Source organism: Rothia sp. 88186D007BW (genome assembly GCF_053544215.1).
The window spans coordinates 94,208-116,841 of sequence record NZ_JBPPTR010000008.1 but is presented as its reverse complement, the minus strand read 5'-3'; the positions used below and the strand labels follow the sequence as shown (position 1 = coordinate 116,841).

General features: G+C 55.9%; 21 protein-coding genes. 17 read left to right on the top strand and 4 right to left on the bottom strand.

What is annotated here, in order from left to right; translation table 11 throughout:
* Positions 1 to 45 precede the first annotated feature (45 nt).
* Positions 46 to 1,350: a cysteine--1-D-myo-inosityl 2-amino-2-deoxy-alpha-D-glucopyranoside ligase gene (gene mshC / locus ACEE09_RS06175; protein WP_449083042.1), complete on the top strand. Its 1,305-nt coding sequence runs from the start codon at positions 46 to 48 to the stop codon at positions 1,348 to 1,350.
* Here the strand turns inward: mshC and ACEE09_RS06170 are convergent.
* Entirely contained in the window at positions 1,347 to 2,231 is an 885-nt protein-coding gene (locus ACEE09_RS06170; protein ID WP_449083040.1) for a PAC2 family protein, read from the bottom strand. The genes mshC and ACEE09_RS06170 overlap by 4 nt on opposite strands.
* Before the next feature lie 103 nt (positions 2,232 to 2,334).
* On the opposite strand from ACEE09_RS06170, the gene ACEE09_RS06165 reads away from it, so the two are divergent.
* The 15 genes from ACEE09_RS06165 (at position 2,335) to ACEE09_RS06095 (ending at position 19,832) form a co-directional block, all read left to right on the top strand.
* Positions 2,335 to 3,480: a site-2 protease family protein gene (locus tag ACEE09_RS06165; protein ID WP_449083038.1), complete on the top strand. Its 1,146-nt coding sequence runs from the start codon at positions 2,335 to 2,337 to the stop codon at positions 3,478 to 3,480.
* A gap of 65 nt (positions 3,481 to 3,545) precedes the next feature.
* Entirely contained in the window at positions 3,546 to 4,580 is a 1,035-nt protein-coding gene (locus ACEE09_RS06160; protein ID WP_449083036.1) for a tRNA (adenine-N1)-methyltransferase, read from the top strand.
* 90 nt (positions 4,581 to 4,670) lie between these two features.
* Positions 4,671 to 6,356, top strand: coding sequence for a proteasome ATPase (arc, locus tag ACEE09_RS06155; protein WP_449083034.1), 1,686 nt, complete (start codon positions 4,671 to 4,673; stop codon positions 6,354 to 6,356).
* Between the two features lie 2 nt (positions 6,357 to 6,358).
* Complete coding sequence (gene dop / locus ACEE09_RS06150; protein WP_449083032.1) at positions 6,359 to 7,951, top strand: depupylase/deamidase Dop; 1,593 nt, start codon at positions 6,359 to 6,361, stop codon at positions 7,949 to 7,951.
* 37 nt (positions 7,952 to 7,988) lie between these two features.
* Positions 7,989 to 8,186 carry a ubiquitin-like protein Pup gene (locus ACEE09_RS06145; protein WP_449083030.1) on the top strand — a complete coding sequence of 66 codons (198 nt, stop codon included), beginning with the start codon at positions 7,989 to 7,991 and terminating at the stop codon, positions 8,184 to 8,186.
* A 44-nt stretch (positions 8,187 to 8,230) separates the two neighbouring features.
* Entirely contained in the window at positions 8,231 to 9,664 is a 1,434-nt protein-coding gene (pafA, locus tag ACEE09_RS06140) for a Pup--protein ligase (RefSeq protein ID WP_449083028.1), read from the top strand.
* Between the two features lie 104 nt (positions 9,665 to 9,768).
* A complete protein-coding gene (locus tag ACEE09_RS06135) occupies positions 9,769 to 10,824 on the top strand; it encodes an FKBP-type peptidyl-prolyl cis-trans isomerase (protein WP_449083026.1) in 1,056 nt (351 codons plus the stop codon).
* A 35-nt stretch (positions 10,825 to 10,859) separates the two neighbouring features.
* Positions 10,860 to 11,261 (top strand): FKBP-type peptidyl-prolyl cis-trans isomerase, encoded by a 402-nt coding sequence (locus tag ACEE09_RS06130; protein WP_237185669.1) that lies wholly within the window; start codon positions 10,860 to 10,862, stop codon positions 11,259 to 11,261.
* 71 nt (positions 11,262 to 11,332) lie between these two features.
* Entirely contained in the window at positions 11,333 to 13,279 is a 1,947-nt protein-coding gene (locus tag ACEE09_RS06125; RefSeq protein WP_449083023.1) for a helix-turn-helix transcriptional regulator, read from the top strand.
* 114 nt (positions 13,280 to 13,393) lie between these two features.
* Positions 13,394 to 13,741 (top strand): hypothetical protein, encoded by a 348-nt coding sequence (locus tag ACEE09_RS06120; protein ID WP_449083021.1) that lies wholly within the window; start codon positions 13,394 to 13,396, stop codon positions 13,739 to 13,741.
* A gap of 5 nt (positions 13,742 to 13,746) precedes the next feature.
* Entirely contained in the window at positions 13,747 to 14,001 is a 255-nt protein-coding gene (tatA, locus tag ACEE09_RS06115) for a Sec-independent protein translocase subunit TatA (RefSeq protein ID WP_449083020.1), read from the top strand.
* 99 nt (positions 14,002 to 14,100) lie between these two features.
* Positions 14,101 to 14,949 (top strand): twin-arginine translocase subunit TatC, encoded by an 849-nt coding sequence (gene tatC / locus ACEE09_RS06110; protein ID WP_449083018.1) that lies wholly within the window; start codon positions 14,101 to 14,103, stop codon positions 14,947 to 14,949.
* Between the two features lie 108 nt (positions 14,950 to 15,057).
* Entirely contained in the window at positions 15,058 to 17,898 is a 2,841-nt protein-coding gene (locus ACEE09_RS06105) for a DEAD/DEAH box helicase (protein WP_449083017.1), read from the top strand.
* A 38-nt stretch (positions 17,899 to 17,936) separates the two neighbouring features.
* On the top strand, positions 17,937 to 18,983 hold the full coding sequence (locus ACEE09_RS06100; protein ID WP_449083015.1) for a hypothetical protein: 1,047 nt from the start codon (positions 17,937 to 17,939) through the stop codon (positions 18,981 to 18,983).
* Positions 18,984 to 19,097: 114 nt separating this feature from the next.
* Positions 19,098 to 19,832 carry a polyprenol monophosphomannose synthase gene (locus tag ACEE09_RS06095; RefSeq protein ID WP_449083013.1) on the top strand — a complete coding sequence of 245 codons (735 nt, stop codon included), beginning with the start codon at positions 19,098 to 19,100 and terminating at the stop codon, positions 19,830 to 19,832.
* A gap of 80 nt (positions 19,833 to 19,912) precedes the next feature.
* Here the strand turns inward: ACEE09_RS06095 and ACEE09_RS06090 are convergent, their stop codons facing one another.
* The 3 genes from ACEE09_RS06090 to ACEE09_RS06080 all read right to left on the bottom strand — a co-directional run bounded on the left by ACEE09_RS06090 (position 19,913) and on the right by ACEE09_RS06080 (position 21,959).
* Positions 19,913 to 20,251, bottom strand: coding sequence for an RNA polymerase-binding protein RbpA (locus ACEE09_RS06090; protein WP_449083011.1), 339 nt, complete (start codon positions 20,249 to 20,251; stop codon positions 19,913 to 19,915).
* Positions 20,252 to 20,345: 94 nt separating this feature from the next.
* Positions 20,346 to 21,470: an SPFH domain-containing protein gene (locus ACEE09_RS06085; RefSeq protein ID WP_449083009.1), complete on the bottom strand. Its 1,125-nt coding sequence runs from the start codon at positions 21,468 to 21,470 to the stop codon at positions 20,346 to 20,348.
* 30 nt (positions 21,471 to 21,500) lie between these two features.
* Positions 21,501 to 21,959, bottom strand: a complete 459-nt coding sequence (locus ACEE09_RS06080; protein WP_449083007.1) for an NfeD family protein — start codon at positions 21,957 to 21,959, stop codon at positions 21,501 to 21,503.
* A 270-nt stretch (positions 21,960 to 22,229) separates the two neighbouring features.
* Between ACEE09_RS06080 and ACEE09_RS06075 the strand changes: the two genes are divergently transcribed.
* Positions 22,230 to 22,613, top strand: coding sequence for a DUF3054 domain-containing protein (locus ACEE09_RS06075; RefSeq protein ID WP_449083005.1), 384 nt, complete (start codon positions 22,230 to 22,232; stop codon positions 22,611 to 22,613).
* The last annotated feature ends 21 nt before the right edge of the window (positions 22,614 to 22,634 follow it).

The following is a 22,634-nucleotide window of genomic DNA, read 5'->3' as shown; positions in this document are numbered from 1 at the left end:
CGGGATAGCCTTGGGTGGGAGCATAGCAACTATCGTGAGGTTTTCATGCGAGCTTGGGATCAGCCCACCATTCCGTCACTCCCGGGGCAGGCGCCCCTCCCTACCATCTTCGATACTGCAGCAGGAAGCCGGCAAACTCTTGAGCGCGAGAGCCGCGCCGGGCTGTATGTGTGCGGTATTACCCCCTACGACGCTACCCACATGGGGCATGCCTCTACCTATGTTGCTTTTGATGTGCTCAACCGTGCCTGGCGTGACGCTGGGGTAGAGGTGACGTTCGTGCAGAACGTCACCGATGTTGATGACCCCTTGCTCGAACGTGCTGAAGCTACAGGTGTTGATTGGCGTGAGCTAGCTGAGGAGCAGACTGAGCTCTTCCGCAGCGACATGGTGGCCCTGAACGTGATCGCCCCTGACCATTATGTAAGTGTTGTAGACTCGGTTCCTTCTGTGGTGGCTGCTGTGCAAAAGCTTCTTCGTGAGGGCCTGGCCTACCGTGTGCCCGGGTTTACCGATGAGCAGGGCCTTGCCCAGCCTGATGGCGATATTTATTTTGATATTGAAGCTGCCCAGAAGCTGGGTAAAAACAGTGATGGCGGCTGGTCCTTAGGGCAGGTAGCCCACTACAGCCCCGAAGAGATGCTGACTATTTTTGGTGAGCGCGGTGGTGACCCTCAGCGCCCCGGTAAGCGCAACGCCTTGGACCCTTTGCTGTGGCGTCTTGAGCGGCCAGGGGAGCCTTCCTGGGAGGCAGGGGAGCTAGGACGCGGCCGCCCAGGCTGGCATATTGAGTGCAGCGTCATTTCGAGTGAGTTCCTGGGCGCACCTTTCTCTGTGCAAGGTGGCGGCTCTGACCTGATTTTCCCCCACCACGATTTGGGTTCTAGCCACTCGTTCGCTCTCAACGGTAAGCCCATGGCCCGCCACTATATGCACACTGGCATGGTGGGCCTTGACGGGGAGAAGATGAGTAAATCCCTGGGCAACCTGGTGCTGGTGTCGAAGCTGCGGGCTGCGGGTGTGGAGCCTGCCGCGATCCGCTTGGCCATTATGGATAACCACTACCGCACCGATTGGTTCTGGCAGGATGATTTATTGGCTAAGGCGCAGGGTCGCTTGGAGCTTTACCGTTCTGCTGTGGAGACTGCCCAGGGGCAGGCTGATGAGGCGGCTTTGGCTTTGCTTGATGCCGTCCGCCAGCACCTGGCTGATGATCTTAACACCCCTGCCGCCCTGGTTGCGCTTGACCTGTGGGCTCTTTCTACCCTGGAAAACGGTGGGGCTGGCGGCCAGCTGGTAGCTGACTTGCTCATGGCACGCCTGGGTGTTGATCTGGCACCTACTGCTTAGTTGTCGTCCTGGTCTTTGAGGAATTTCTCGAACTGGGCCGCAATATCTATGTGGCTGAGGTCAGCGATGTCGTCGGTGGCCTCAGCTATTGATTCCAGGGTGCGCACATAGTTGGCGAGGTCGGGCTCATCTTCGGTGAGGGCATCGGCCTGGTGGTTCCAGTTGGCGATGTCATCTGCACTGCGCTCTAGGGGCAGGGGGAACCCTAGTATAGCTTCGAGGGCAGAGAGCAAGGTGAAGGTTGCTTTGGGGTGGGGTGGCTCTGGTAGGTAGTGGGGCACTGATACCCACAGTGAGAGAGCTGGGATCTGGGCCTTCCCAGCTTCGTAGGCCAGCACACCAATCAGGCCTGTGGGGCCCTGGTAGGTGTTGGTTTCTACCCCATCGAGGGCAAGGACGCTGCTGGTAAAGCTGGTGACGCTCAGTGGCAGGGGGCGGGTGTGGGGAACCTCATCGAGTAAGGCCCCGCAGAAAACAACCAGGTCAATCTTTTCTTGGGCTATGAAGTCTTTGAAGCGGTCGCTGTAGGTCTGCCAGTTCATGGAGGGTTCGGGCCCGGAGAGCGTGAGCAGGCGGATACCGGATGTTGTTTGCGCTTCAGTAAAAATGCTTTCGGGCCAGGTAATGCGCTGGGTGCCCTTATCGTCGATGCTCAGGAGGGGGCGGGTCTCAGTGTAGTTGTAGCAGCCGCTGGTATCGAACCCTGACATGGGTGTAGTGGGGTAGTGTTCCCAGATAGCGCGGAAGGCTTCGATGGTGGCATCACCGGCGTCATTCCAGCCACTAAAACTGACCAGGAGCACTGTAGGGGCATGGCCCGGCTGGGCTGAGGCGGTTGCAAAACGGTCGAGAGCGTTGAGAGGCAGGGGCTGATTAATCACCCCCCATATCCTACCCCTGATAGGCCATAACCTCTAGACGTAATAGACTAAAGAGGCTGGGGGGAACTGCACCGGCAGAATAGCGCTCAGGAGGTAATAGGGTATGGGTTCCTATCCGGGTCTACGCATCGGTTCTTTTGCGGGTGCACCTATTTACCTGCGCTGGTCGTGGTTCCCCTTAATGGCTGTGGTTCTGGTGGGCTATGGCCTGAATCTAGCTTCTTTGCCGTCTTTATCAGTGGCGCAGGGCTACCTGGCTGCTGGCGTGGTTGCCGGCACTTTAGCTCTGGGGGTTTTCGCCCATGAGCTGGCCCATGCTGTAGTTGGCCGTGCTCGGGGTGCGAATATTTCGTCTATCTCCCTTAACATGTGGGGTGGTCAGACGAGAATGCAGGCTACCTCAGCTAGCACCTCAGCGTTGGTGGCGGTAGCGGGCCCGATAATCAACGGTGTGATAGCCGCCCTGTGCCAGCTGGTATGGCTGGCAACGGGGTCAGCTGATTTCTTCGGGTTTGCTCTTGCGGCCCAACTTAATCTTGCCATCGGCCTCTTTAACCTCATACCAGCCTTCCCCTTAGACGGTGGCTATGCTTTAGAGGCAATTATCTTCATGGTGGTTGGGCGCCGATCGGTGGCAACTCGTGTGACAGCCTATACGGGTCTGCTCCTGCTCACATTACTGGTCAGCGTCCTACTCTTTACGGGTCAGTGGCGTTCCTTCTGGGTTCTGCTTGTAGCCGGGGCTTTAGCCTTCTACCTATGGAAGGGCACCCGTTATACTCTCAGGCGATTAGCCCAGGATTCAGACCCTTATCACCCCTTGCGGGCGTCTTCGCTAATGGTGCCAGCCCAGTTTGTCGATGGGCGAAGCACTATCGGTGGCGCCTGCCGAGACTGGGACGGCAGCTCCCCCCTCCTTCTTGTAGAGCAAATCGGGGCAGGGGAGCGCCCTCTAGCTTGGGTAGACCCGGCCACCTTAGCTGCTGCTCTTGGTTCTCTTGCGCATCAGCCCCTGGTTTCTATTGCCCAGCCGGTTGCAGCTCGTTCGCTTCCCCTCACAGCTGGCTCCATCGACACTCTTGATGAATGTAGCGGTTTCGCCCACTACCGTCTGCCTCAAGAACAGCAGGGGCAGAATCTCGCCTGGGTGGTTGTGGACGGTGCTACTACCGTGGGCCTGATAACCTCTCAGGCTATGACGCGGGTGGGGCTTTCTGCCGTGGGCGCTGGCACGTCTTCATCTAAATGACCCCATGGCGCTTTTCTGAGACAATAGAAGAAACTAGACCAAAATCGAAAGAGAAATCTGACTTTATGAGTACCCCTACAGGTAGTGTCAACCGCCGTGGCCCCTTCCGCCCGGGAGAACGCGTCCAGCTGACCGATGATCGCGGACGCATGACCACCATTACCCTGGCAGAAGGCGGGGAATACCATTCCCATCGCGGGTTTTTTAAGCACAGTGAGCTCATCGGCAACGTTGAGGGCAGCGTGATTGAAAACTCCGAAGGCATCAAATTCCAGGCCCTGCGCCCGCTCTATAAGGACTTTGTGCTCTCTATGCCCCGCGGCGCTGCCGTGGTGTACCCCAAGGACGCCGGCCAGATCGTGGCCATGGCCGATATCTTCCCCGGTGCTCGTGTGATTGAGGCCGGTGTCGGCTCTGGTGCGCTCTCTATCGCTTTGCTGCGTGCAGTAGGCGACGGCGGGCACCTGCGCTCCTTTGAACGCCGCGAGGAGTTCGCTGATATTGCCCGCGGTAACATCGAAACCTTCTTCGGCGGGCAGCACCCGGCCTGGTCCCTGACCCTGGGTGATTTGGCTGAGGCTCTGGGCGAGGTTGAGGAGCCAGGCAGCGTGGACCGTGCCGTGCTCGATATGCTGGCCCCCTGGGAATGTCTGGATGCTGTGGCTACAGCCCTGGCACCAGGCGGCGTCATTATCTGCTATGTTGCCACCGTCACCCAGCTCTCGCGTGTGGCTGAGGCCTTGCGCGCCGATGGCCGTTTCACCGAGCCGGAATCTCACGAGACCATGGTCCGCGGCTGGCATGTGGAGGGTCTGGCAGTGCGCCCTGACCACCGCATGGTAGCTCACACGGGCTTCCTTATCACAGCCCGCCGCCTAGCTGATGGGGCAGAGCGCCTGGCACCTAAGCGTCGTGCATCAAAGACTGATTTCTCTGAAGAGGACATGAATGCCTGGACGCCCGCAGCTCTAGGTGAGCGCAACGTCTCTGACCGTAAGCTACGCCGTGCTGGCCGAGATGCCCTGAGCCTGGCCGAAAAGGCCGCAGCAGCAGCTCAGAAAGCTACGGTTGCTGAGACTGACCAGAACCACAATAAGTAAACCCCTAAGAAGGCTTCGCCACCGTCGATAGTTGAGGTGGCGGGGCTGTGACTCACCAGTGAGTCGTGACCAGAAAGAAGTGCCCACAGCATGAGTGAACGTTTACCCGTTTCATCGGAGGACTACGAGCGTATTCTGCGCCAGCTCAACCTAGCTAACGATAGCCGCCGTAACCTTGACCGGCAGCTGCGGACTGCTGGCGAGCGCAATCAGAAGCTGGTGGCGGCGCTGACGAAGACCAAGAACGAAATTGAGCATCTGCGCTTGGCTTTGTCTAAGGATGTTTCCCCGCCTCTGAATTCGGCTCTGGTGTTGGGGGTTAGTGGGGCTACGATGACCTATCAGGATCTTGCTGAGGGTAAGACTCCGGCTGAGGTTGAAGAGCATCTTGATGTTTTGTTGGGTGGCCGTCTGGTGCGTATTACCTGTTCTCCTTTGTTGCCGATTGCTCAGGTGAAGCCGGGTATGACTGTGCTGCTCAATGACCAGACTCAGGCTGTGGTGTCGCTGGGGTTTGAGGGTTATGGTGATGTGGTGACGGTGCGTGAGGTGCTTGATTCGGAGCATCTGGTGGTTGATTTGCCGAATCAGTCTAAGGCGGTTGCCCGTATTTCAGGTGCCCTGGATGTGGATGCTTTGCGGGTGGGTGATGCTGTTACCTATGATTCGCGTCTTCAGATGGTGACTTCTGTGGTTCCTGCTACGGATGCTCAGGAGCTGGTGCTGGAGGAGGTTCCTGATGTTACCTATGACAATATTGGTGGCTTGGGTGCTCAGATTGATTTGATTCGTGATGCTGTGGAGTTGCCTTTCTTGCACCCGGAGATTTACCGGCAATACCAGTTGACCCCGCCTAAGGGTATTTTGCTCTATGGCCCTCCCGGTAACGGTAAGACTTTGATTGCTAAGGCTGTGGCTAATTCTTTGGCGGTTCGGGCGGCGGAGCGTTCTGAGGGCGGGAAGAAGACGGGCTATTTCTTGAATATTAAGGGCCCGGAGCTGCTTGATAAGTATGTGGGTGAGACTGAGCGTCAGATTCGCGATATTTTTTCGGCTGCCCGTGATAAGGCTCGCGCTGGGAACCCTGTGGTGGTTTTCTTTGATGAGATGGAGTCGCTTTTCCGTACGCGTGGTTCGGGTCGTTCTTCGGATGTGGAAACTACTATTGTGCCTCAGCTCTTGGCTGAGATTGATGGTGTGGAGAGCCTGGATAATGTGATTGTTATTGGTGCGACTAACCGTGAGGACATGATTGATCCGGCTGTTTTGCGTCCTGGTCGTTTAGATGTGAAGATTCGTATTAACCGCCCGGATCGGGCTGGTGCTGTTGAAATCTTTGGTCTTTACTTGACGGAGGATTTGCCGATTAGTCAGCGTGAGGTTGCTCAGGCTGGGTCGAAGCAGCAGGCTGTGGCTAGCATGATTGATACTGTGGTGGGGCATCTCTTTTCAAGGGAGCCGGCTAACCGTTACATTAGTGTTGATATGGAGGACGGTTCTAGCCGTTGGCTCTTGCGCGGTGATTTCCTCTCTGGTGCGGTGATTCGTAATATCGTCAATCAGGCTAAGAAACTGGCTATTAAGTCCTATCTGTCTACTGGTGCTGAGGGTATGAGCACTGAGCATCTTTTAGAGGCGGTGCGGGCTGAGTTTGAGGATCAGGTTGAGGTTCCTCAGGCCAGTGAGATTGAGGATGTGCTTTCTACCTTGAATGTTCGTGGGCGTGTGGTGAATGCGGCTCCTGCTCGTGCTGTCAGTCAGGGTGAGGGGGTTTAGGTATGTCTGTCCGTCGTATTATGGGCGCTGAAACTGAGTATGGGGTGCATGCCCCGAATCAGCCTCAGGCTAACCCTACGGTGCTTTCTGCCTTTGTGGTGAACACCTATGACACTCTCTTTAAGCAGGAGCTTTCATCGGCGCTTGAGACGCGCTGGGAGTATGGTTCTGAGGCGCCTTTGGTGGATGCTCGTGGCTTTGAGATGTCGCGGGAGCAGGCTCACCCTACCCAGCTCACTGATACTGCCCATTTGCTGACCAGTGAAGATATTGCTGCTGAGGCTTTGAGTGAGGCTGGGTATTTTGCTGAGCGTATCGACTGGGATGCGGTCACGATGAATTCTATTTTGCCTAATGGGGCTCGTTTCTATGTGGATCATGCTCACCCGGAGTATTCCTCGCCTGAGGTGACGAACCCGCGTGATGCCGTCCTGTGGGATGCTGCTGGTGATTATATTGCTGCCCAGACTGTAGCGACTATTGAAAAGGTGACTGCAAATAATAGTTCAGCTATGCCTGCGGTTAATCTTTATAAGAATAATACGGACGGTAAGGGGCAGTCTTATGGTTCCCATGAGAATTACCTGGTGCCTCGTTCTGTAGATTTTGAGTACCTGGCTGCTGCCTTGTTGCCTTTCTTTGCTACCCGTCAGGTTATGGTGGGGGCAGGGCGTCTGGGCTTGGGTGTAGCGGGGGAGCAGGCTGGTTTTCAGATATCTCAGCGGGCTGACTTTTTTGAGCGTACTATTGGGCTGGAAACCACTGTGCGCCGTCCTATGATTAATACCCGTGATGAGCCCCATGCTGATGGTAGCCGCTACCGTCGTTTGCATGTGATTACCGGGGATGCTAATTTTTCGCATACTTCTAACCTGCTGAAGTTCGGCACTATGGCCCTGGTGCTTAACCTGGTGGAGGCCAAGGCGGTTCCTGCTCTTAAGCTGGCTGATGCGGTTTCTGCCATGCACACGGTGAGCCATGATCTGACCTTTACCGCCCAGTTGCCTCTGGCCGGTGGGGGTACTATGAGCGCCTTAGAGATTCAGCGGGTTTACCTTGACGCTGCTCAGGCTTTAGAGTCTAACCCCGATGAGGCAACCGCAGAGATTTTGAACCTGTGGGATGAAGTGCTGACAGCTCTTGAGAGTAACCCGCTGTCTTTAGCGAACCGTTTGGATTGGGTTGCGAAGTATGCCCTACTTAAAGGCTACGTTGATCGGGGCTTGAGCTGGGGGGATCCTAAACTGGCTGCTATTGACTTGCAGTATTCGGACGTCCGCCCCGACAAGGGTCTTTACCATAAGCTGGTTGCCCTGGGGCGTATGCGCACGCTCTTTAGCGGCGAAGAGATTGCTCGGGCTGCGGCAGAACCGCCGCGTGATACTCGTGCTTTCTTACGCGGTAAGCTCATTACTACCTGGCCTGATGAGGTGATTGGCGCTAACTGGGATACGCTGTCAGTGCGTAACCCTCTCTCCATTGACCTGCATCGTTTGACGATGGATGACCCGGAGCATTTTACCGCCGACCTTGTAGAACCCCACTTGGGGTTAGAACATGCTGATCAGCTTTTTACTATTCTTGCTGATCAGTAACCTAGCTAGCCTTTAACCGCAGAGAAAAGAGAAAACTATGGAACGTATCCAGCGTCAGAGCACTACCTCAACCAGCGCCCAGCAGGTAGAAGAGGTAGCTATTGCCAGCCAGAATACCGAAGTGAATGAACAGGCCGTCTCAGATATTGATGACCTGCTAGCAGAAATTGACGGTGTGCTGGAAGAAAACGCCGAAGACTTCGTCAAGGGCTTCGTACAAAAGGGCGGCCAGTAGGGCCTCGCCTGACCCATCCCGCCCCTCAACGCTAAGGAAGAACCGTGGAACGCAGAATATTCGGCATTGAAACTGAGTTTGGTATCAGATACATCCCGAAAGGGCTTGGGCCTTTGGCCCCTGAAGAAGCTGCTCGTAAGCTCTTCAAACCGGTGGTTGATACCTGGCGTTCCTCTAACGTCTTCCTGCCCAATGGGGGGCGTCTTTACCTGGATGTGGGTTCTCACCCCGAATACGCCACCGCGGAGACAGCCTCAGTTCGTGATGCCTTGATTCAGGATAAGGCGGGGGAGTTCCTGCTGAATGACCTGGTTAACCAGGCTGAGGACTCTCTAGAAGCTGAGGGCCACCAGGGGCAGATTTTCCTCTTCAAAAATAATGTTGATTCGGTCGGTAATTCTTTTGGATCTCACGAGAATTACATGCTTGAACGTAAGGTGGAGTTCTCTCGCCTGGTGCGTTCGCTGATTCCTTTTTTGATTACTCGTCAGATTGTTGTGGGTGCGGGTAAAGCTCACGCTGATGGTCCGCCGCAGTGGGGCGGACGTCCGCTGGGGGTAGAGGGGGAGCCTAGTTTCTCTTTCTCCCAGCGAGCCGACCATATCTGGGAGGGTTCCTCAACGGCCACTACCCGTGCCCGCCCCATTATTAACACTCGTGATGAGCCGCATGCCGATGCCACGCTCTATCGTCGTATGCACGTCATTAATGGGGACTCCAACATGTCCCAGGCAACCACTATGCTCAAGCTTGGTGCCACGGATCTGGTGCTTCGTATGCTCGAGGACTACTATCCCCTCGAAAATTTTGAAATTAAAGATACGGCTACAGCCCTGCGCGTCATCTCCCATGACCTCACCGGCACCGCTACCTTCCCTCTGGCTGATGGTCGGGAGGCAAATGCCCTTACGTTACAGCGTCATTACCAGGTTGCAGCTTGCCGGTATATCGAGGAGAAGGGCGCCCACCATGAGGATGTCCCCTACATTCTTGATCTCTGGGAGCGGGCTCTTGATGCTGTAGAAAGTGGCGATACTTCTCTGATTGATACTGAGATTGATTGGGCTATCAAGAAGAAGCTACTTGATACCTATATTGCCCGTGGAGCCAGTGGCTATGATGACCCTAAAATCCAGCAGCTTGATTTGGCCTACCACGATATTGACCCCGCCCGTGGTGTCTTTGGTCTGCTGACCCGCAACGGTCTGGTCAAAAATCTCATCAGCCAGGATGAGATCGCTCATGCCACCGTGTACCCGCCTGCAACCAGGGCGTCCTTGCGTGGCCGCTTTATCAGTGCTGCCCGCAATGCTGGGGAGCCCTTTACCGTTGACTGGGTGCACCTTAAACTCAACAATAAGCCGCACCTGACCGTTGTGTGTAAAGACCCTTTCGCTACTGAAAGTGCGGCTTTAGAAGAGCTTATCGCTACCTTAGCCACAGGCTCGCAGGGCCCCTGGTCACCGCCTTTCATCTAGGCGAGCCAGAGAATTACCAGATCTCTTTCAGCTCTATCCGCTAGTATGTACGCGGTGAAGAAAAGCGTTCTGTAGAAAGACGCAACCTAAGGAAAGTGAAATTAGTGAAGAAAAAGCCAGCCCTTTTCGCATCCAGCGCCGCCATGGTTGCTCTGCTTCTGTCTGCCTGCGGCGGCGACAACGGCAGTAGCCTCTCTGAGGTTGATTATTCCATCAATGGGGCAACCGCTGAACCTTCGGTTTCCTTCGCAACTCCTTTTGCAGCCCATGGCACTGAAGCCTACAAGATTGAGGACGGCGAGGGCGCAACTATCGAAGATGGCGACAACCTGCTGGTTGAAGCAACCGTCTTTAATGGTGCTGATGGTACGTCCGCGGGAACCACCTACGGCGATGCTCCCATGATTATCCCGGTGGGTGAGGATCTGAAGAAGGCTGCTCCTGAGCTTTACGATATTCTGGTGGGCGCAAAGGTCGGTATGTCCTTCTCTTATTCCACCAATCTTGTTCCTGGGCCGGTAACAGCTCAAACACCAGCCCCCACCGTTTCAGCTGGCACCCCCACCAACGTAGAGGTCTACACTGTCTCAGGTAAGCTACTCAAGAGCGCTGAAGGCACCGTGAACGAGAAGAAGTCCCCAGCCCTGGAGAGCTTCTCCCTGGCCGATAACGGCACCGCAACCCTGACCCTGGCCGATGACCGCGGCGATGCCCCCACCGAGCTCTACACTGAAGATCTGATGACCGGTACCGGCGCTACTGTTAAGGCTGATGACACTCTATACGTCAACTATGTTGGTGTAGCTTGGTCAGATGGTGAACAGTTTGATAATAGCTATGGCACCACCCCCACCCCCTTCCCCTTGAATAACGTCATTGAAGGCTGGCAGCAGGGGCTAGCTGGTAAAACTGTTGGCTCCCGCGTGCTCATGGTTATCCCCAGTGAACTGGCCTACGGTGAAGATACCGGCGGTAGTGGTCGCCCTGAGGGTGCTTTGGTCTTTGTTGTAGATATTCTAGGCACATCACCTGCTAACACCGCTACCGCGTCGGCTAGTGCCTCCGCGACCTCATCAGCAACCTCAGATGCTAGTGCAACTGCCACAAACTCAGCCTCTGAGTCAGCGAGCGCCGAAGCAACCGCTTCAACAAACAACTAAGTTTTCCTATCATTCCAGTAGAAAAGGTATAACCTATGTCATTTGGTCAGCGTAATCTCGACCGTAGCAAGCCTGAAATCGATTTCCCTGAAGGCGGTACCCCCGAAGAGCTCATCATCATTGATGAGATTGAGGGTGCCGGTGAGGTAGTGGAGGCTGGTGATACTGTTTCAGCTCACTATGTTGGTGTTGCTTTTTCCACCGGTGAAGAGTTTGACTCTTCATGGGGCCGTGGCGAACCCTTGCGCTTCCAGGTCGGTGTGGGCATGGTTATCCGTGGCTGGGACGAGGGCCTGCTAGGTATGAAGGTGGGCGGACGCCGTCGCCTGGAGATCCCTAGCGAGATGGCTTATGGTTCACGCGGTGCTGGCTCTGCTATTGGCCCTAATGAGTCCCTGATTTTTGTGGTGGATTTGGTAGACGTTATTAAGCGTTAATTCTGCTCTAGGTCTGAGCCTTAGCGTGTTTGGCCCCCGGTTCGAAAGAGCCGGGGACTATCTTTATGTATGTGACTTCTAAAGCTGTTGAACGTGCTGCTGCCTTACTTGATGTGCTCTCATCGGCCCCCTGGGGGATTGATCGTGATGCTTTGCGCCAGAGGGTGCCCGGTTATGATGTGGCGGCTACTGATGCCGCTTTTGAGCGTATGTTTGAGCGTGATAAGCAGGTTTTGCGGGCCTTGGGTGTTGAGCTGGTGGCTGAGCGGGCTGATCGTTCTCGGCTGGGTTTTGTCTATCGGCTGGAATCTACGTCGCAGCCTGTTGCTGATTTTTCTGCTCTTGATGTGGTGGTGCTCAGTCACTGTGCTAGGGCTTGGGAGGGTACGGAGGTGGAGCGGCTTACTCGCGCGGCTTTGTTGAAGGTGGGTGCGAGTGTTGGTCAGCGTTTGGGTGGTGAGTTGGGGGAGCCTGCCCGGTTTACTACGGTTCCGGGGGTTGCTGAGTGTCTTGCGGCTCTTGCTGAGGGTAAGGGTGTGAGTTTTCGTTATGCGGGCCGAGATGAGGTGCGGTCGGTGGCTTGTTGGGGTCTTGGGTTGCGGTTTGGTCACTGGTATTTGGTGGGCTGGGATAGGTTCCGGAAGGCTCAGCGGATTTTTCGGCTTGAGAGGGCTGTGGGCTTGTCTCTTCTTGCCATTGAGGGGCCGCAGCCGCCGGCGTCCTTTTCTATGGTGCAGGAGCTTGCTGCCTTAGAACCTGAGCAGGTTCGGCAGGTAGCTAGCCTTCCTTTGGGGGTGGCGGAGGGCTCTGGTGAGCTTCAGTTTGCTCCCTCCTATGGGGTGGTGGAGTCTGCTGTGCAGGCTATTAAGAGCGGACGCACGCACCGGCTACCTGATGACGCGGCGGCTAGTGAGCTGGGGGACTACCAGCAAAGGGTAGCTGATGAAGAGGGCCGGCTACGGCAAAAGTTGCGGACTTGGCACTCCCAGGCCCCTGGTTTATCTGCCCCTAGCCGGGTTAAGTCGTGGAAACCGGTGGTGGCCCAGCGGTTTCGGGAAAGTGCCGCTGACCAGTTGATGAGGCTTCTGCTGATGGTTTCTTTGGTCGAAAGTACCGGTGGTTTGCCTCTTGCTACCTTGGCAGATTTCTTCTCGACCACCGAGCAGAAGGCTCGTGCCCAGCTTGAAGGCTTAGCCAGTAGTGTGGGCTTTGAGTCGCTGGCGCTTGAGGTGAGCCCCGCCGGGTTTGTGACTCTGAGGGGCCAGCAGGTGCTAACTCGCGGTGTGTCCTTGACCGGTGCTGAGGCTTTGGCTTTGAGTCTGGCTTTGGACTTATCAGCGAGCCTCGATACGGAGTCCTTCTACAGTCATTTACGTCAGAAGGTGTGGGCGTCGGTTGCTTCACAAGGTGCTACTGGGCAGGCCCCCTTGGCTAGGCGGGTGGGTGTATATCGGGCTGACCTAGACCCCCTGATTCAGCGGGCTCTTGATGAGAAGATTGCCCTGGAGATTGTCTACCGTTCTCACCGTTCTATCTCTGAGCGAGTTATTGAGCCCATAGCCCTCATTGTCGATAACGGCCCCCGTTATCTTCAAGCCTGGTGCCGCCTGAGCGGGCAGATGCGGCATTTTAGACTCGACCAGATCATGAGTATGACACCGCTAGAGGGCGAGGCCTTCACCCACCCAAGGCTGACTGAGGACGGGCAGCAGGGTGAGGCGTCCGCCCCCATTAGCCCCCGGACCTGGCTCACGCAGCTAACCCGTGGCCAGGTGGCAGCTGAGACCATGATTCTGGCTGTTGCAAAAAGTTTGCCTGCGGCTGTGCGCGAGAAAACCCACAGCACCTTATGCCGCTACGCCCTAGAAATAGCCGATGAGGAGGGCACAATTTTCTATAAGATACCCCTTGCCCATACCCTGTGGGCTATCCACCTTTTGATAGACCTGGGGCCGACCGTCCGCCTCTTGACCCCTGCCTATCTGCGTGAAGAACTGTTAGACCTGCTGGGTGACTAGGGGAGCAGTAAAAGCCGCGGAATAATATACCCACCTATACCCCAGGATAATCAGTGCAAGCACACAGCAAAATAATTTCAAAACTAAAGCCAGATGGGATATATAATTGGAATTATGCCTTGGTGGTTTTGGATAGTTTTGTGGACCGTACTCGTAGTGAGTTCGCTCTGCCTACTAGCCTGGCTACTTTATCGGGTTTTCCGCAAAGCCTTGGGTGCACTTGATGCCGCTCAAGACTGGGAGTCTCACATCACAGATGCGCTGGGGCAGGCTAACTACGCCCAGCCCTTGAGAGAAGAGCCTCAACCAGCTCTTTTCACCCCCGTTGGAAGTGCCTACGCAGACTATATCCAGGGTAAAAACACTCGAACGCTCGACCGAGCCCGCCGCCGCTCTCAGCGCCGTGACGAACTCGGACAGCCCCAACTCATCGGAGACCTTAAACGTCTCCAAGAAAGGTAACGCTCGTGCTCGCTAATCTCGGCCCCGTCCACCTCATTATCCTCCTCATCATTATTGTTCTACTCTTTGGTGCCCCCAAGCTTCCTGGCATGGCTCGTAGCCTCGGCCAGTCCATGCGTATCTTCAAATCAGAAGTTGATGGCTTGAAGAATGACTCCAAGAAAAACAACCAAGTAAACAACGACACCAACGGCTCTGTTGTTTCCGGTGAAGTTATCAATAACCCCACCACCGACCAGAACAAGGGCTCACAGAACTAAGTTCTCCTCTCAGAGCGTTCGTGAGTTAACCGCCCAACCCGTGCCCTGACCGCCAGAGCACGGGTTTATGGGCTCCTAGAGTTTCAGTAGAAGGCACCCATGGCTAAAACAACCAGCCGAAAGAACAACCCCCAGGCCACCATGGCCCTCGGCGAACACTTTCGCGAATTTCGCAACCGTCTAATTAAAGCGGCCGTTGCTACCTTTATTTGCGCCATCGGCGGCTTCTTCCTTTACGAACCCTTCATGGAGGCTATCAGCGCCCCGGTCTACGCTATCAACACAGAAGCAGGCCGTACCGCTGCTCTTAACTACTCCACCGCAACATCTCCCTTCGATCAGATGGTGCGCATCTCCCTCTACATCGGCCTGGTTATCGCAAGCCCCGTGTGGCTCTACCAGCTCTGGGCCTTTATCACCCCGGCTCTCTACCGTAAGGAAAAGCTCTACACCCTAGGCTTCGTCTTTACTGCCATCCCCATGTTCCTTCTAGGTACCGGCCTGGCCTGGTGGGTACTCCCTACCGCAGTCAGCACCCTCACCATGTTCAGCCCTGACGGTGCCACTAACCTCTTCACCGCTGATGTCTACGTCAGTTTTGTGGTTAAGTTTCTGCTGGTCTTCGGTATCGCCTTTGTACTGCCGGTTGTCCTGGTAGGTCTTAACTTCATCGGCCTGATTCGAGGCAAGACTATCCTCAAATCCTGGCGCTGGGTCGTTGTGCTCGTCGGCCTACTTGCTGCAATAGCCGCCCCCGGTAACGACATCATGTCAATGCTTTACCTTATGCTGCCCCTCCTCTTCTTCTTCTTTGTAGCTATCGGTATCGCCATTCTCAACGACAAACGCCGCGATCGCCGCAACGCCAAACTAGTAGAGGGGCTTACTGACGATGAACTGAGTCGCGCCACTAGCCTTGAAGAGCTTGACCAGCTCGGCCGCTCCTAAATCTTTTTCCGCCTCGGCACTGAATGCCGGGGCGGTTTTTTGTTCGCGCTGAAACGAAAGATGGCCCTCAGCACACCTGCTTGAAATCTACCGCCTAAGATTAGTTATATGGCTAGCTACGCTGAACAGTACCTGCGCGCTAAAGAGCGCGCCACCTTCTCCAAAACCGTTCTCCACCGCTTCGAACAAACCCTAAGCTTTGACCTGGATGACTTCCAACGTGATGCTTGCACCTCGGTGGAGAGCGGCAGAGGTGTGCTCGTCGCTGCCCCCACAGGTGCAGGTAAGACCATTGTGGGTGAGTTTGCTATATACCTGGCCCTGTCCCAAAGGAAAAAAGCTTTCTACACCACCCCCATCAAGGCCCTGAGCAACCAGAAATACAACGACCTGGTAGCAGCCTATGGCCAGGACGCCGTGGGGCTACTCACCGGTGACACCTCCATCAACTCCGAAGCCCCCGTGGTCGTTATGACCACCGAGGTGCTGCGCAACATGCTCTACGCTGATTCTGCCACCCTAGCCAACCTGGGCTATGTGGTTATGGACGAGGTTCACTACCTGGCCGACCGTTCCCGCGGGGCCGTATGGGAAGAGTGCATTATCCATCTGCCAGAATCCATCTCTGTTATCGCCCTCTCTGCCACAATCTCCAACGCTGAGGAATTTGGTGCCTGGCTCGATACTGTGCGCGGGCAGACAGACATCATCGTCTCTGAACACCGCCCGGTGCCTCTCTGGCAGCACGTCATGGTGGGGCACCACCTCATGGACCTCTTCGCTGGGGACACCACCGTTGAGGACGCCGCAGCCGCCACAGACATGCCAGAGGTTAACCCCGAGCTGGTTCGGGTAGGTCGCCGCCCGCGTCCTTCCCGTGGTGCCGGTGGTAAATCCTTCTCCCGCCTGGGTAAGGGGAAGCGCAGCCGTAACCAGGGCTACCAGTCCCAGGGCTATGAGCGCGAGCGCCGAAACAGTAACAGCGGAGTGAGCGCCCCCATCCGCCCCCAGCGTATTAGCCGCCCGGAGATGATTCGTTCCCTTGATAAGGCAGGCCTCCTACCGGGTATCTGCTTTATTTTCTCGCGCATCGGCTGTGATGCTGCGGTATCCCAGTGCATTGACGCCGATATTCGCCTCACGACCGATGCTGAGGCCCAGGCTATTCGTGCCTATATTGCTGAGGCTACCGCTGGGCTTGAGACCAGTGACCTGGCGGTGCTGGGTTTTTATGAGTGGCGTGAGGGGCTCATGCGGGGTGTAGCAGCCCACCATGCTGGTCTGCTGCCGGTTTTCAAAGAGGTTGTTGAGGCTCTCTTCTCTGAGGGGCTTATCCGTATGGTCTTTGCTACTGAGACTCTGGCCTTAGGCATCAATATGCCGGCTCGTTCGGTGGTGCTAGAAAAGCTGACCAAGTTCAACGGTGAGACCCATGTGGATATCACGCCGGGGGAGTACACTCAGCTAACTGGCCGTGCTGGTCGTCGAGGTATTGATATTGAGGGTCATGCTGTGGTTATGTGGCGGCCAGGGCTTGAACCGCAGCAGGTTGCTGGTCTGGCCTCTAAGCGCACCTACCCGCTTAATTCCTCTTTCAAGCCCACCTATAATATGAGTGCTAACCTGATTGCCCAGTTTGGTACGGAGCGCACTAAGAAAATTTTGGAAAGTTCTTTTGCCCAGTTCCAGGCTGATAAGTCGGTGGTGGGTGTAGCGTCTCGAGTGCGGAAGAACGAAAAGGCCCTGGCCGGTTTTGAAGAGGCCATGACCTGCCACCTGGGAGATTTTACCGAGTACGCCCGGATTCGCCGGGACCTTAAAGATCTAGAGAAGAAGGCTGAGAAGGGCCGGAGCCGTTTGCGGCAGTCTCAGGCGGTGGCCTCCGTCCTTGACTTGTTGCCCGGCGATATTATTGAGATCCCGCGTGGGCGTAATGCGGGCCCTGCTGTGGTCTTGTCTCGGGCAGAGTCCCTTGATGACCCGCGTCCATCGGTTTTGACCTTGGCTGCGCAGATACGTCGCCTAGACCCCCGTGATCTGGATGGGCCGGTTCTGCCGATTTCTAAGATTAAGGTGTCCAAGAAGTTCACTGGTAAGACCTCTAAGGACCGCCGGGATATGGCTTCTCGTATGCGTGAGGCTCTCTACCAGGGGCTACCTGCCCGGTCGGGGTCTCAGAAGAAGTACTTTAATGAGCGTGAACGTGGGGATGAGCAGAAGGTTGAAGAGCTGCGTCGGGCCCTGCGTCAGCACCCCTGCCACGGGTGCTCTGACCGGGAAAACCATGCCCGCTGGGCTGAACGCTGGTACCGTCTCTCCCGTGATACGGACGGTTTGCGCCGTCAGATTGAGCGGCGCACCAATACCATTGCCCAGGTCTTTGAGCGTATCACCCAGCTTCTGGCTAGCTACGGTTACGTTGAGACGGTTGAGGGTCGCCGGGTGCTGACAGCCCGTGGCGCTTCTTTGCGCCGGGTCTACGGCGAAAAAGATCTACTGACCTCCCTCTGCTTGGAGGACGGTTTTTTGCGGGGGCTTGACCCTGCATCGACTGCTGCGGTGGTTTCTGCCCTGGTGTATGAGGCTAAGCGCGATGAGTTGGGTCTGCTGTCTCGCTACCCTGGGCAGGGGGTTGAAGAGGCCTTGATGACCGTGCTTAAGCACTGGAATAAGCTTAATGATGCCGAAAAGCTTCACCGCCTCCCGCAGACCGCTTCACCTGATTTTGGTATGGTCTGGCCTGTCTATAAGTGGGCGCGCGGTAAGAGTCTGGCTAAGGCTATTGAGAGCACTGATTTGGCTGCCGGTGATTTTGTGCGGTGGACTAAGCAGGTTATCGATAGTCTTGACCAGATTGCCCATGTGTCTTCATCTGACCCCCAGCTGCGTACTCAGTGTGAGGCGGCTATTAATCTGCTACGCCGTGGCGTGGTTGCCACCCAGCTTTAGTCTGCTTGACCGCCAGTTATTTTGAAAGGAGAGCACCGATGGCTGCTTCTGTCTTGCTCGATGGTTCTGTCTATAGCCCAGCTGATCCCTTTGCCACAGCCCTGGTGATGAATGAGGGGCAGGTGGAATGGGTGGGGCAGGACGCCGGTGCCCGCTCTATCGCCGATTCCTCCATGACCGTTCAGGAGCTAGGCGGCAGCCTGGTCACCCCCAGTTTTGCTCTAGCAGCTGCCTCTGTGACCGGTGCGGACGCCTCCACCGTCTTGGGGGAGCTGGCGGCTGCCGGTTACGGGTATGCCCGTCTGCTGCTGACTGATTCTGTTCAGGAGCTACCGGCACCGCACCCGGCGGTGGCAGCTGATTACTATGTGAGCGTAACTGCCCTTGATGAGGCTGGTAGTCTGCCCCAGGGCGTCCGGGGTGTTTATGTCACCTCACCGGAGCAGCTCACCCCGCTCGTGCTGGGGAGCCTTGCAGAAGAGCATTTACAGCTTCTGCTAGTGGTTACTGATAATTCGCAGGTGGGGGAGTACCTGGCCCTGCTGGAGCCCCTTGATAGCCTGGCCTGCCTACGCCTGAGCCCCAGCCTTGAAGGGCTGACCATGCTCACCTCGCAAGAGCTGGACAAAGCCAAAGAGCTTCAGGTTTCCCTGGGCTTCTCAACGAACTTCGACCAAGCTGCACAGTCCTTCAGTCAGGCCCTGGCTGCTGGTGCTACTGTCACCCTGGGCTCAACTCCTGGTCAGCTTCCAGCTCTTCTGGGCTGGGAGCTGGTGAATGCGGCGGTTAACCCCACTCATGCAGAAGATGCTGTCTCAGCTCGTGCCGCTTTCGCTGCCTGCACCCGTGCAGTTTACCGCGCAGCGTCCGCACCTAACCCCTTCACCGGCCAGCTTGTGCCAGGGGCCCCGGCGCACTGCGCCTTGTGGGAAACTACCGAGCTGATAGTGCAAACTCCTGATAGCCGCATTTCGGCCTGGAGTACCGACCCGCGCGGACGCACCCCGCTGCTTCCTGTTCTCGCCCCGGATGTGCCCCGCCCCAAGCTCGTAGGCCTATACCACAGCGGGCAGAAAGTGGGCTAGGTATCACCTAGACCACCTGCTGGTGCTAGACGTTCAGACGCCACTTACCTATATAATGAAAAACTGGTTTATACGCCGTCCTATCATTCGGGCTGGCCATGACAAGGAGACCGCATGCGAGTACTAACCGTGATTCCTACCTACGATGAGAAGGAAAACCTTCCCATCGTAGTAGAGCGCCTGCGCGCAGCCGTACCCGACTGCGACATCCTGGTTGTCGACGACAACAGCCCCGACGGCACCGGCCAGCTTGCCGATTCTATGGCAGCAGAAGACAGCCACATCAACGTACTGCACCGCACCGTCAAAGACGGACTAGGCGGGGCCTACCTGGCAGGCTTCGACTGGGGCCTAGAGGCTGGCTACGATGTGCTAGTTGAGATGGATGCCGACTGCTCCCACCAGCCCGAACAGCTACCCCTGCTCCTGCAGGTCATTGAGAGCGGCGCAGATTTGGCCATTGGGTCCCGCTATGTACCCGGCGGCAAAACCAAGAACTGGCCGGCACACCGCCAGATTCTCTCCCGAGGTGCCAACCTCTATACCCGCCTGATTCTCGGCACCAAGGTCAAAGACATTACCGCAGGCTACCGCGCCTACCGCCGTGAAGCCCTGCAGAAGCTAAACCTTGAAGGTATTGACTCTAAGGGCTATGTCTTCCAAGTCGATTTAGCCTGGCGCTCAGAGCAGGCCGGTCTGAAGATCGTAGAAGTACCTATCACCTTTGTGGAACGTGAAATTGGTAGCTCAAAGATGGATGGCCACATCATCGTCGATTCCATGACTAAGGTGACCCGCTGGGGCCTTACCGCGCGAGCGCAGCGCCTACGCTCACTGCTGAAGAAATAATTCTTTGCGTCGATAGAAGACGAGGATAAAGAAGTGCCCCGCCAGGTAGCTGGTGGGGCACTTCTTATGAGAAAGGGCTTTTAGAGGGCGTGACGCTCCCGGTAGATTTCAAGACGCTGCTGTAGGGTCTCTTCAAGTTCTTCTACGCTACGACGCTCAAGGAGCATGTCCCAGTGGGTACGAACGGGCTTCTCAGTATTCTCTTCAACCTTGCCATCGCCAGAAACCAGGAAGGCTTCCTTGCCGGACTTAGCGGGCCAGGTTGCCGGAATTTCAGCTTCCTGAGCGAAGGTTACGAAGACTCGTTCACCGTCTTCGGTGCGGTATTCCACACGCTGGCGGGGAGCCGGCTCCACGCCTGATTCGGTTTCCATTGACTGTGAACCCAGGCGCATACCGCGCAAGCTGCGATCGCTCATTTTCTTCCTCCATAAACGGTGATTGAACTGCTTGCAGGCTTTTGAGCGCTCAAAGGCGAATTAAACCGTGCAGGCCAAATATCTATTATAACCATTAGGCGCCAGGGGTGTGCGGGGCTGGGCCCTGAGCAGATTCGCTGGTGGGCAGCTCGCCGTCCTGAGGGATTTCTACACCGCTATCGAGCTTATCGAGGTTGGGGTTGAGATCTTCAGGGGTGACGCGGATAACCGGGGTATCGACCAGGGTAGAGGCTGGGGGAGTTACCTGGTGAGAATCTTCTTCACCTTCGGGGGTACCGTCATCTACCTGGGGTGAGAAGGCATTGCCGATACCGCGCAGGGCATCGCCTAATTCGGTAGGGATAAACCAGAGCTTATTAGCATCGCCTTCAGCCAGCTTGGGCAGGGTCTGCAAGTACTGGTAGGTCAGTAGCTTCTGGCTGGGGTTTGAGGCGTGGATAGCGTGGAAGACCTTCTGGATAGCCTGAGCTTCACCATCTGCACGAAGGATTGCTGCTTTCGCATCACCTTCTGCGGTGAGAATCTGGGACTGCTTTTCACCTTCTGCCCGCAAAATGGCTGCGCGTGAGTCACCTTCTGCGGTGAGAATTTGAGATTGTTTCTGGCCTTCTGCGGTCAGAATGGCGGCGCGACGGTCGCGTTCTGCTCGCATCTGCTTTTCCATGGAGTCCTGGATAGAGAGGGGAGGCTGAATTTCCTTGATATCTACGCGGGAAACGCGGATGCCCCAGCGCCCGGTGGTGCTATCGAGAACACCTCGGAGCTCAGTGTTAATCTGATCGCGTGAGGTCAGGGTTTCTTCCAGGTTGAGGCCACCGACCACATTACGCAAGGTGGCGCTGGTGAGCTCATCGACAGCCTGGATGTAGTTGGTGATTTCGTAGGTGGCTGCCTTGGGGTCAGTGACCTGGAAGTAGACCACGGTGTCGATGCCAACGACCAGGTTGTCTTCGGTAATTACCGATTGTGCGGGGAACGACACGACTTGTTCACGCAGGTCAATGAGGGGTAGGACGCGGTCGATAAAGGGGACTGTTACGTGGAAGCCCGGGTTGAGGGTGGTGTGGTACTTACCCAGACGCTCGACGATGCCAGCGCGGGCTTGGGGGATGATGCGTACAGCCTTGAGCAGGGTGATGAGAACCAGCAGCACAAGGGCGGTGAGCAGGATAGTTGTTGTCAGTAATGGAGCTGTCATAGGTTACGACCTTATCTTTAAAGTTAAAGTTTAATTTCTGCTGAGGGGAGTTAGGTAAGCAGTTGCCCCGCGGATGGCTACTACGGTTGCTTTGGACCCTTCAGGTAGAACCTGCTGGCTATCTTCAGGGCGGGCCGTCCAGGTATCACCAGCAACCCGGGCTAGCCCAGTCTGGTCGGTGACTGTCTGGGTTACGAGGGCTTCTTGCCCGATGAGCCCATCAGAATTCATGGCAATATCGGGGGAACTTTGGTGGAAGCGCCTAATGAGTGGTGGCCTGAGACCCAGTAGCAGGGCAATGCTAATGACCGCAAAAAGAACAACCTGCCAGACAAATGAATCTATGAAAGGAGTGCTTGCTGCTACCGACAGCGCGGCTAGACCCATCATGAGAAAGACGAAGTCCAGTAGCAGAATTTCGATAATAGCCAGAATTAGGGCAGCGGTGAGCCAGAAGGCCCAAAGGTTCTGAGTAAACCAGTCAATCATGTCTACCTCCCACAGGTTGGTGTGCTGGTACTTTATCTATTCTCCCTGATGAACTTCTTCTCTGCTAGTTCTAGCCTGTGATGACAGGTGCCTTTGGTGGTCAAGTAAAAGAGAATTTGACCAGCTCAACTACATATCCATAAAGCCGATAATATACATTATGTAAAGTAGACATAAAAATACTCCCCTCCATACGCCAGCGCGCCCCATAGTTCGCCCCTCACGATACCTGCGACCATAGTTGGCACCTGACTGCGTTAGAGTAAAGCTATGCGCAATTCAGTTGACTCAGGCAAATATCTTTCCCAGCCAGTTCGTGCCCTTGTCGATCTGGCCCTCGTCCTCTTGTTTATTGCCCTTGGACTTGTGAGCCACGGTGAATCTCTATCACAGATACTGGTTACCGCAGCACCTTTCCTGATAGCTGCAGGTGCTGGCCATATAGGTATTTGGGTGGTGAAATCTAGGCGTCAGCTTCCCCTTCTACTAGAAGGTCTTATGATGTGGGTTAGCACCCTGGTGCTTGGGCTCGGCCTGCGCCTATCGTTTGGTGACACCGCTGCAACCGCCTTCGTGATTGTATCTGCTATCACCCTTCTACTCTTCTTGGTTGGCTGGCGTCTGATCCTGTGGGCTCTGCGTCGTAAGTCATAGAATGAACGAATCATAGTCTTT

Coding starts and splice junctions, on each gene's coding strand:
- ACEE09_RS06090 (WP_449083011.1), bottom strand. CDS start 20,251: ATGAGCGATCGCAGCTTGCGCGGTATGCGCCTGGGTTCACAGTCAATG.
- ACEE09_RS06120 (WP_449083021.1), top strand. CDS start 13,394: ATGCCTTGGTGGTTTTGGATAGTTTTGTGGACCGTACTCGTAGTGAGT.
- ACEE09_RS06075 (WP_449083005.1), top strand. CDS start 22,230: ATGCGCAATTCAGTTGACTCAGGCAAATATCTTTCCCAGCCAGTTCGT.
- mshC (WP_449083042.1), top strand. CDS start 46: ATGCGAGCTTGGGATCAGCCCACCATTCCGTCACTCCCGGGGCAGGCG.
- ACEE09_RS06105 (WP_449083017.1), top strand. CDS start 15,058: ATGGCTAGCTACGCTGAACAGTACCTGCGCGCTAAAGAGCGCGCCACC.
- dop (WP_449083032.1), top strand. CDS start 6,359: ATGTCTGTCCGTCGTATTATGGGCGCTGAAACTGAGTATGGGGTGCAT.
- ACEE09_RS06095 (WP_449083013.1), top strand. CDS start 19,098: ATGCGAGTACTAACCGTGATTCCTACCTACGATGAGAAGGAAAACCTT.
- ACEE09_RS06165 (WP_449083038.1), top strand. CDS start 2,335: ATGGGTTCCTATCCGGGTCTACGCATCGGTTCTTTTGCGGGTGCACCT.
- ACEE09_RS06080 (WP_449083007.1), bottom strand. CDS start 21,959: ATGATTGACTGGTTTACTCAGAACCTTTGGGCCTTCTGGCTCACCGCT.
- ACEE09_RS06145 (WP_449083030.1), top strand. CDS start 7,989: ATGGAACGTATCCAGCGTCAGAGCACTACCTCAACCAGCGCCCAGCAG.
- ACEE09_RS06160 (WP_449083036.1), top strand. CDS start 3,546: ATGAGTACCCCTACAGGTAGTGTCAACCGCCGTGGCCCCTTCCGCCCG.
- arc (WP_449083034.1), top strand. CDS start 4,671: ATGAGTGAACGTTTACCCGTTTCATCGGAGGACTACGAGCGTATTCTG.
- ACEE09_RS06085 (WP_449083009.1), bottom strand. CDS start 21,470: ATGACAGCTCCATTACTGACAACAACTATCCTGCTCACCGCCCTTGTG.
- tatC (WP_449083018.1), top strand. CDS start 14,101: ATGGCTAAAACAACCAGCCGAAAGAACAACCCCCAGGCCACCATGGCC.
- ACEE09_RS06130 (WP_237185669.1), top strand. CDS start 10,860: ATGTCATTTGGTCAGCGTAATCTCGACCGTAGCAAGCCTGAAATCGAT.
- ACEE09_RS06100 (WP_449083015.1), top strand. CDS start 17,937: ATGGCTGCTTCTGTCTTGCTCGATGGTTCTGTCTATAGCCCAGCTGAT.